Origin of the sequence: Myxococcus sp. CA051A, from assembly GCF_013336705.1 — a bacterium.
GTDB classification, from domain to species: Bacteria; Myxococcota; Myxococcia; order Myxococcales; family Myxococcaceae; genus Myxococcus; species Myxococcus llanfairpwllgwyngyllgogerychwyrndrobwllllantysiliogogogochensis.
The window spans coordinates 188,868-197,767 of record NZ_JABUMS010000018.1 but is presented as its reverse complement, the minus strand read 5'-3'; the positions used below and the strand labels follow the sequence as shown (position 1 = coordinate 197,767).

Below are 8,900 nucleotides of genomic sequence, written 5' to 3'. Positions count from 1 at the left end.
AAAAATCAACTTCGTCGGCTCCGTGTCCGTGACGAGCGCAGGGACGACGTCCACTTCGGCTTCCTCGTCCTCGGCTGCTGCGTCATGCTCTTCCGAAGCCTCTATCCTCACATTTGATAGAGGCTCTTATGAGTTGGTCACTTCATTGGCTGTTGCCCCTTGTGCCTACTCTCGATCCACGTTCGGCTTTTCGAGGGCCGTCATGCATGTGACCGAGCATGCCAGATGGCTCGCGCCGTTCCATCGCGCGGAGTCCCTCAGAGTGAAGTCCCGCCCGCAACCGGGACATCCGACGAAAGCCGGCCTCGTCACTCACCAATTCCATCGAGCAACCGCCGAGTAGCGCTGAGATTAAACAACACCCCAACATGTTTTCGGTCGGTTGGACAATGTATCCCGGGATGCACAGACGCTGCATTCGCGGCCTCAAGACTCGCTGCGACAATCAGGACTGCCCCACACTTGGGACACAGCAGCCGCTCACCAGCGCCAACTCGGGCTAGGGCACGACGGATATCACCATCGAAGACCTGGTCACTCATGCCGATCTCCCGCTAGCAAACCAGGTGCATTCCCCTGTGGACGGTGAGGGTAGTTCTCAGTAACCCCGTCAGCGCTCGTGGTCGCCCTCTCCACGAACCTCACGCACCAACTCCCGCAGCCACGAGCCCCACCCCGTCTCATCCGCCAGCGAAGCCAACGTCTCCCGCTCCTGCCCGGCCAGGTTCCACGACACGGAGCACAGCGAGTACGTCTGCGGCTGCGCCGCCCCCATCAACAACCGCAGCACCGACATCCGTCGCTCCGCGGCCCCATACGTCTTCAGCTCGAAGTCCCCAGGCGCGACCTTCGCCAGCGACAACGCGTACCGGCACGCCTCCTCGAACCCACCAATCTTGTCCACCAGGCCCGCGTCCTTCGCGCGCAGGCCCGAGTACACCCGGCCCTCCGCCAGCGCGTGGATCTCTTCCTTCGTCCGCCCCCGCGCCTTCGCCACGTGCCCCAGGAAGGACTGGTACATCTCCTCGATGTCCGCCTCGAGCGCCGCCCGCTCCCCGTCCGTGAAGCCCCGGGAGAACGACAACAGCCCCGCGTTCGCTCCCCGCGTAATCAACGTCTTGTGGATGCCCAGCAGGTTCATCAGCCCGGACGTGTCGAACTTGCCCGCGAACACACCAATGGACCCCACCACCGCATGCGGGGCACTCCACAGCTCCTTCGCCCCCAGCGCAACCATGTACCCCGCACTGGCGCACACCCGGTCCATGTATGCGATCACCGGTTTCTTGCGCGCCACCCGCTGGACCGCCTCCAGAATCTGCTCGGAAGCAATCGCCGCCCCACCCGGGCTGTTCACATACAGCAGCACCGCCTTCGACCGCTTGTCCCGCCCCGCCGCCCTCAACGCCTTCACCACCGCGTCCGTCGACGCCAGACGCCCGCCCGCATTCCCCTTCCCCGGCACAATAATCCCCGACACCGGCACCAACGCGAGCCGCGGCTTCCGCTTCATCCGCCGCCACTTCACCGGCGGGAACGGCACCGTCTCCAGATACGTGTCCAGCGCCTCCAACTCCGTGTCCTCCACGTCCTCCGGCGCCTTCCCCTCCTCCACCTTCACCAACCCCAGGTGCAGCGGCAGGTCCGCCTCGTCCACCAGCGCGTCCACCAGCCCCATCGCCTTCGCCCTCGGCCCGCTGTACGGGCCCTGGTCGATCAGCGCCTTCACCTCGTCGGGCGTCTTGCGCCGCGCCACCGATACCGCGTCGACCAGGGTCGCGTAGCGCTCGTCCAGGAACGACTCCACCGTGCGCCGCTGGATGTCCGACACCGCCGGATGCGTGAACAACTCCGGCGCCGTCTTGTAGTCACCCCGCCGGATGAACTGCGGCCGGATGCCAATCCGGGACAGCCCCTCGCCCAACGCCGTGGACTCCGCCGAGTACCCCACCAGCTCCAACCGCCCCATGGGCGCCAGGAGCACCTCGTCCGCCGCGCACAGCACCGGGTACGTGTCCGTGTCCACCATCACCGCCCAGGACACCACCCGCTTGCCCGCCGCCCGGAACTCCGCCAGCAACGCCACCACCGCGTCGCGCTTCGCCCCCGGCAACCCCAGCTCCTCCACCTCTAGGAGAATCCCCTTCACCTTGGGGTCCTTCGCCAACAGCCTCAGCGACTCGCCAAAGCGCTCCAGCGAGGTGACGTCCGCGGGCTCCGGACGCGAGCCTCCCCCCAGCGAGAATCGGGGCTTGCGCTGCTCGCGGTAGGGCGGATCCCCCGCCAACCGGAAGCGCACATAGGCCGGCCGGTGGCTGGCGGCGAACAGGCGGAAGGGCGCACCCAACAGGGTCCGCAGGAGCAGCAACAGGTTGGCGAGGGCGATGAAGGGCAGGCGCAGCATGGCGTCCGGAGGTGATGTGGGCACCCTGGCGCGTACTGGACAACGCTCTCCCGGTGCAAGCCCTGTTCAGCACTCCCGTTGGGTCGTGATAGCCTCCCCCCTCATGCGAAATCCCTCCCTTGCCCGACTCCTCCTGGTCCTCGCGCTCGCGACGGGCGGAGCGGCACTGGCTCAGCCGCGCAAACCGGTCCAGGACTTCAACGCCCCCCGTGAGCTCACCGCCGAGGAGCGCGAGGCCGCCAAGCAGCGCGCCATGGGCAACAACCTCAACTCCTACGGCAAGGACATCCAGGTGAAGACGCAGCCCTTCCCCTGGAAGGCCGTGGGCCTCGCCGGCCTCGTGTTCCTCGTCGCCATCCCCTTCGGCTTCCGCGCCTTCCGGAACACGACGAAGGAGATGGATGACGTGAACACCTTCGGCAACAACTCCAACCGCGGCGACGACGAGGCGGCCTGAGCCACCCCACCCCGGCCCTCAAGCCGGGGCCACCTCCACCGCGCCGCCCGCCTCCACCCGGACCTTGACCGGAAGGAAGCGCTCGACGACGCGGGCATGGGTGGTGAGGTGGTCAGTCACCCGAGCCGCGGTGAAGCGCGTGGTGCCCGGCGTCACCGGCCCCAGGCGCCCCGCGGCCAGCAGCGCCGCTGGCAGGAGGATCTGATCCGCCAGCGACTCGTCCAGCGCGCCCCCCGTCTCCATGAAGCGCGCCAGCGCCTCGCCGGCCTCCCGCCCCACGTCCTCGGCGGGACGCCCCTTCTCCCCCAGCGCGGTGAAGCCGGCGATGGTGTGCTCGAACTGCGCCAGCACGAACGTCACCGTGCCCAGCGAACGGCTCACCGGCAGCGGGCGATTCTCCGCCTCGGCCAGGATGCCCTTCTCCCGCAGCACCGCCACGGCGGCGCGCGACTGCCGCTCGGCGATGGCGAACGGCAGGCCTCCCACGAATGACGAGACGTGTACCTCGCGCAGCATCCCCCGCGCGGGCAACTCCACCAGCCGGGGCGGCTCCTGCGGCGGAAAGACGTGGGCGACCATCTCCCCCGCGCCCTCTGGATAGAACCCCGCCTGCGTCATCGTGAGGTGCACGGGGAGCCCATACGCGTGGGCCACCGGCTGCCACACCGTCGCGACATAGTGGAAGCTCGGGCTGTGCGGCAGATGCGTCCCGCCCCGCAACGTGAGCTTTCCGCCCCCCGCCAGGGCCAGGGGATAGACGAGGCACTGGAAGATGAGCGGCGTGCTGCCCGCCGTGCCGACCTCCAGCAGATAGTCCCCCGCGCGCACGGTGCCGGGAGTGAAGGACAACTCGGAGGCGCCCACCGTGGCGCCCTCGCTGGTGCCACCCAGTGCCTCGGCGCCGCGCACGCAGGCCAGGTGCTGGGGACGCAACCCCGGAGGCTCCCGCCGCGAACGCAGGTGGGTGATGTGAAACGGCCGTCCGGTGATGAGTGACAGCGACAACGCCGAGCGGAGGATCTGCCCTCCCCCCTCGCCCTCACTCCCGTCGAGCCGCACCGGCCCACTCCCGGGCCCCTCGGTGCCAGTCATGACCCTCCCATCCCTCCGTGCGGGCGGAAACGTAACAGGAACGGGACGGATATCCCGCCCCGTCACGCTCCCTTCGAGCGCGAGCGGACGGTGCCAAACAGATGCACCGCCTCGCCCTCGCGGACCTCAGTTGCCCTGTGCGTCCAGCGCCGGCAGCACGCCCACCTTGACGGAGCTGGGGTGCGCCGCGGAGTGGTACACGCGGTGGAAGGCGCGCGTGAAGTCCGCCTCCTTCGCCTCGAAGATGTTGGGCACGTACGTCTGCGGGTTGCGGTCGATGAACGGGAACCAGCTCGACTGGACCTGGATCATCACCCGGTGCCCCTTCTGGAACGTGTGGAAGACGTCGTTGATGGTGAAGCGCACCTTCGACACCTCACCGGGCTTGAAGGCCTTGGGCTCGCTGTAGCTGTCGCGGAAGCGGCCGCGGAACGGCTCGCCGCGCACCAGCGTCTGCTGGCCACCCCGGTTCTTCTCGCCCTTCTCCGCGTCGCTCCGACTCCAGCCGCGCGGCTTGCCGGGATTCACATCCACCAGCTTCACCACCCAGTCCGCGTCCGAACCCGTCGTGGAAACCCACAGGTCCGCCTCCAGCGGGCCCGCCAGCGTGAGGTCCTGAGCCAGGGGCTCGGTCTCGAACACCAGCACGTCCGGCCGGCTCGCGACGAAGCGCTGGTCCTCCGCCATGTAGTTCTTGCTCCAGCGCGTCGTGATCTCCTGCGTGTACGGCACCGGCTTGGCCGGGTCGCTGATGTACTCCGCGAACGACTCCGTCGTGCCCGTGGGCGCCTTCATGGACAGCCCGCCCTTGGGCTGGAAGAACAGCCGCGTCTCACGCAGCCCCTTCGGCGGCCAGCTCTCCAACTGGCGCCAGCGGTTGGCGCCCGTCTCGAACACCAGCGCCTCCGGCACTGCCGCCTTCTCGCCGCCCTTGAGGTGCTGCTTGAAGAAGGCCAGCCCCAGCTCCTGGTACGCGTCCGACGTGCGGAAGCCGAACTCGGCGTCACCCAGGCTGGATCCCTCGGTGCCCACCCACCCCCCGTGTTGCCACGGGCCCATCACCAGCGTGTTCGCCACGCCCGGGTTCTGCTTCTCGATGGCGGCGTACGTCCGCAAGGGACCGTACAGGTCCTCGGTGTCGTACCAGCCGCCCACCACCAGCATCGCCGCCTTCAGGCCCTTCAGGTGCGGTAAGAGATTCCGCGCCTGCCAGAAGGCGTCGTAGTTGGGATGCGCGGTGACGTCCTTCCAGAACGCGACGTCGCCCTTGAAGTACTTCGTCTCCGCGTTGCTCAGCGGGCCCAGGTCCATGAAGAACTCGTAGCCGTCCGGCGTGCCGTATTCGAATCGCGCCCAGTCCTCGCTGTCCGTGGGCGCCGGCCGGGGCTTGCCGAACCCCGAGAAGAAGTTGAACGCGAGCGACAGGTTGAAGGCGCCATGCCGGTGCATGTCGTCCCAGAACCAATCCGCGATGGGCGCCTGCGGAGACACCGCCTTGAGCGCCGGGTGGCCGCTGATGGCACCCGCGGAGGCGTAGAAGCCGGGATAGGAGATGCCCCACTGCCCCACCTTGCCGTTGTTGTTCGGCACGCGCGCCAGCAGCCAGTCGATGGTGTCGAACGTGTCGGTGCTCTCGTCGGCGTCCTTCGCGCCCTTCTTCGGGTTGATGGGACGCACGTTGACGAAATCGCCCTCCGACATGAGGCGGCCACGCACGTCCTGGAACACGAAGATGAAGCCTTCCTTTTCGAACGCCTCGCTCGGCCCGAGCTGCGTCTTGTAGCGGTCCAGCCCATACGGCGCGACGCTGTAGGGCGTGCGCACCATCAGGATGGGGTAGCGCTTGCTGGGAGAGGCATCGACGGGGATGTAGACGGAGGTGAAGAGCTTCACGCCATCCCGCATGGGGATGCGGTACTCGAACTTGGTGTAGCGCGAGCGGATGCGCTCCGTGCGCTCCGGTGTCGAGGCACCGGGGGCCTTCGACGGAGTCGGTGGCGGCGTCTGGGCGACGGCGGGACTTGCGAGGGACAACCAAAGCAGCGCCGCGAGACTGCGAGACACGGGGGACATGCACGCTCCAGTAAAGGGACGCGACATCGTGGGGGACACAACCGCCCCCGAACGGCCCGGGAGGCCGTTTGTTCCCGAGCCCGAGGGGACGTCAGCTCCGTCCTTCTCCGCCCTCGTCCGGGGCGCTGTCCAGCCCGTACTTGCGCAGCTTGTCGTGCAGGGTGGCCCGGCCAATCCCCAGCCTCCGCGCCGCCCCGCTGCGGTTTCCTCCCTCGATGCGCAGTGCGTCGAGTACGAGCCCCCGCTCATAGGCCTCCACCCGCTCCTTGAGCCCCATCCCCGTGGCGGCCTCGCCCTCCTCGCTCCGGAGTCCCTCGGCCACGGGCCCCGTCGACGCGGCGCCAGCCGACCGAGGCTCGGAGGTCGGCAGGAGGGACAGGTCCAGCTCTCCCTCGCTCGACAGCGCCACCAGGCTCTCCAGGGTGTTCTCCAGCTCGCGCACATTACCGGGCCAGGGCAGCGCCATCAGCCGCTCCACGAAGCCCGGCGGCACCTTCAACGGGCCCGTGTGGAACCGGCCGCTGAAGCGGTCCAGGAACATCCGTGACAACACGGGGATGTCCTCGGGGCGCTCGCGCAACGGCGGCACGCGGAGCTGCACCACGTTGAGCCGGTAGTAGAGGTCCTCGCGGAACTGCCCCTCCGCCGCGCGCTTGCGCAAGTCCCGGTGCGTGGCGGCCAGGATGCGGACGTCCACCTTCACCGGCCGGTCTTCTCCCACCGGGCGGACCTCGCCCTCCTGGAGCACCCGCAACAGCTTGGCCTGGAGCGGAGGCGCCAGCTCTCCGACTTCATCCAAGAGCAGCGTGCCTCCGTCCGCTTCGCGAAACAGCCCGGGGCGGACCCGATTCGCTCCCGTGAACGCGCCCTTCGAGTGACCGAACAGCTCCGCCTCCGCGAGCTCCTCGGTGAGGGCCGCGCAGTTGAAGCGCAGATAGGGTCCGTTCGCGCGCGGTGAGGCGCGCACCAGGGCCTCCGCCACCCGCTCCTTGCCGGTGCCGCTCTCCCCGGTGATGAGCACTGTCACGTCGCGGGAGCCCGCGCGTTGGACCAACTGCGCCAGCCGACCCATGGGCTCCGAGGAGAACACCATGGAGCGTGACAGGTTCAGCTCCCCTGTCAGCCGCTCGTTTTCATGGCGCAGCCGGACCGACTCCAGGGCGCGCGTGACGACGGCGAGCAGCTCATCCACGTCGAAGGGCTTGCGGAAGTAGTCATAGGCGCCCGCCTTCACCGCCTCCACGGCGAAGCGCTCCGAGCCATGCGCCGTGATGACGATGATGCGCGGCGCGTGGGGTGCCCCGCTGACCCGGCGCACCAGCTCCATGCCGTCCATCCGGGGCATGCGCAGGTCGGTGATGACCAGCTCGAACGCGCGCGACGCCAGCTTTTCCAGCGCGGCCTCTCCGTCCTCCGCCTGCTCCACCTCCACGCCGGACAGGCTGCGCAACATCTCCCGCAGCGTGAAGCGCACGCCCGCGTCGTCGTCCACCACCAGCACGCGCGATACGGCGCCCGACTCACCGCGCATGGGCCACCTCGCGCACGTCCCTCACCGGGCCCAGGGTGTCCGCGGGAAGCTCGCGCGGCAACATCATCTCCGCCACACAGCCCCCGGACGCCTCGTTGCGCAGCGTCACCTCGCCGCCGTGCTGCCGCGCCAGCGCACGGGCCACCGTCAAGCCGAGCCCCGAGCCCTTCGACTTCGTGGTGACGCCCGCGTCGAAGGCCCTCGAGGACACCTCGGGTGACAGCCCTGCTCCCGAATCCCGGATGAACACGCGCACGTCTCCCAGGCTGCCGGACTCGACATCCACCACCACCTGACCTCCCCGAGGACTCGCGTCGATAGCGTTGTGCAACAGGTTCATCACCACCTGCTTCACCTTGCGGGGATCACACGCCGCGACCACCGGACCATCACCACCCCGGGCCAGTCGGACACCGTGCTCGGCGGCGAGGCCCTCGTGCAGCACCACGGCCTCGTCACACAGCGCCGCCAGGTCCACCTGGCTGACGGACAGCGGAACCAGCGGTCGCGAGAAGTTGAGGAACTCCTCCAGGATGTCCTGCATGCGCGTCACCTCGCCGGCCAGCACCTCCAGGCGCTCCGACGGCTGCGCGCGGTCCGGCTCGCGCCGCATGAGCTGCGTCAACCCCTTCACCGTGGCGAGGGGATTCTTCAGCTCGTGGGCAATCTCTCCCGACAAGGACTCCAGCGTCCGAGCGTGGGCGCGATGCGTGGCGAACAGCTCGTCGCGCTGATGGAAGGACTCCGCCAGCATGTCCTCGAAGGTGCCCCGAACGGCGGCCCCCACGATGTTGGCGGCCACCACCAGGAGCAGGATGAACACCGCGAGGGCCAGGAGCATCTCGCGGGGAGGCTCTCCCAGGAACGACAGGTGCAAAGGGGGGGTCCACTCGAGCAGGTGCGCCGCCGCCAGAAGGGACACGAGCCCCAGCTCCTCCAACATCAACAGGAGCCGCTGACGCGGCGGGAGCACCGCCGCCCCCACGAAGGCCAGCGGAAGGACGAGCGGCAGCAACGGACTGGCCAGTCCTCCCGTTCCCCACGTCAGGCTCTGCTCCAGGATGATGCCCAACGTCAGGTTGCCGGAGATGCTGCGCGCCGTGAGTCCCTCCCGCTCGTAACGGCGCAGCTCGAAGAAGAAGAACGACAGGGCCAACACCACCTGGATGGGCAACCAGATGCGGCGCCAGGGCGCGCCATCCATGAGCGTCGCCCCGGCGACAGCCCCCATCAGCAGGAGGCCACCATACGCACGCAGGCGCACCATGCGGCCGAAGATGCGGCCGATGTGCTTGAGCCGGAGGGCCTCGTAGCTGCGCCGGGTTCGCGGGTCCATGTCCACC

The 8,900-nt window shown here is 68.7% G+C and carries 6 protein-coding genes; 1 reads left to right on the top strand and 5 read right to left on the bottom strand.

What is annotated here, in order from left to right; translation table 11 throughout:
* Positions 1-610: 610 nt before the first annotated feature.
* Positions 611-2,428 (bottom strand): signal peptide peptidase SppA, encoded by a 1,818-nt coding sequence (sppA, locus tag HUA74_RS37235; RefSeq protein WP_371817367.1) that lies wholly within the window; start codon positions 2,426-2,428, stop codon positions 611-613.
* A gap of 79 nt (positions 2,429-2,507) precedes the next feature.
* Between sppA and HUA74_RS37230 the strand changes: the two genes are divergently transcribed.
* Positions 2,508-2,861 carry a hypothetical protein gene (locus HUA74_RS37230; RefSeq protein ID WP_141644378.1) on the top strand — a complete coding sequence of 118 codons (354 nt, stop codon included), beginning with the start codon at positions 2,508-2,510 and terminating at the stop codon, positions 2,859-2,861.
* Positions 2,862-2,879: 18 nt separating this feature from the next.
* Here the strand turns inward: HUA74_RS37230 and rtcA are convergent, their stop codons facing one another.
* From rtcA to HUA74_RS37210, 4 genes are all read right to left on the bottom strand, one after another.
* Complete coding sequence (gene rtcA / locus HUA74_RS37225) at positions 2,880-3,953, bottom strand: RNA 3'-terminal phosphate cyclase (protein WP_141644377.1); 1,074 nt, start codon at positions 3,951-3,953, stop codon at positions 2,880-2,882.
* A 126-nt stretch (positions 3,954-4,079) separates the two neighbouring features.
* The gene (locus tag HUA74_RS37220) at positions 4,080-6,026 is read right to left on the bottom strand and encodes a CocE/NonD family hydrolase (protein ID WP_174458383.1); all 1,947 of its coding nucleotides are present in this window, start codon (positions 6,024-6,026) and stop codon (positions 4,080-4,082) included.
* Positions 6,027-6,117: 91 nt separating this feature from the next.
* The gene (locus HUA74_RS37215) at positions 6,118-7,557 is read right to left on the bottom strand and encodes a sigma-54 dependent transcriptional regulator (protein WP_174458382.1); all 1,440 of its coding nucleotides are present in this window, start codon (positions 7,555-7,557) and stop codon (positions 6,118-6,120) included.
* A complete protein-coding gene (locus tag HUA74_RS37210) occupies positions 7,547-8,893 on the bottom strand; it encodes a HAMP domain-containing sensor histidine kinase (protein WP_174458381.1) in 1,347 nt (448 codons plus the stop codon). The genes HUA74_RS37215 and HUA74_RS37210 overlap by 11 nt, the downstream gene beginning before the upstream one ends.
* Positions 8,894-8,900: the final 7 nt, after the last annotated feature.

Excerpts from the sequence above, each read along its gene's own strand:
- HUA74_RS37215 (WP_174458382.1), bottom strand. The coding sequence starts at position 7,557 with ATGCGCGGTGAGTCGGGCGCCGTATCGCGCGTGCTGGTGGTGGACGAC.
- HUA74_RS37220 (WP_174458383.1), bottom strand. The coding sequence starts at position 6,026 with ATGTCCCCCGTGTCTCGCAGTCTCGCGGCGCTGCTTTGGTTGTCCCTC.
- HUA74_RS37230 (WP_141644378.1), top strand. The coding sequence starts at position 2,508 with ATGCGAAATCCCTCCCTTGCCCGACTCCTCCTGGTCCTCGCGCTCGCG.
- rtcA (WP_141644377.1), bottom strand. The coding sequence starts at position 3,953 with ATGACTGGCACCGAGGGGCCCGGGAGTGGGCCGGTGCGGCTCGACGGG.
- HUA74_RS37210 (WP_174458381.1), bottom strand. The coding sequence starts at position 8,893 with ATGGACCCGCGAACCCGGCGCAGCTACGAGGCCCTCCGGCTCAAGCAC.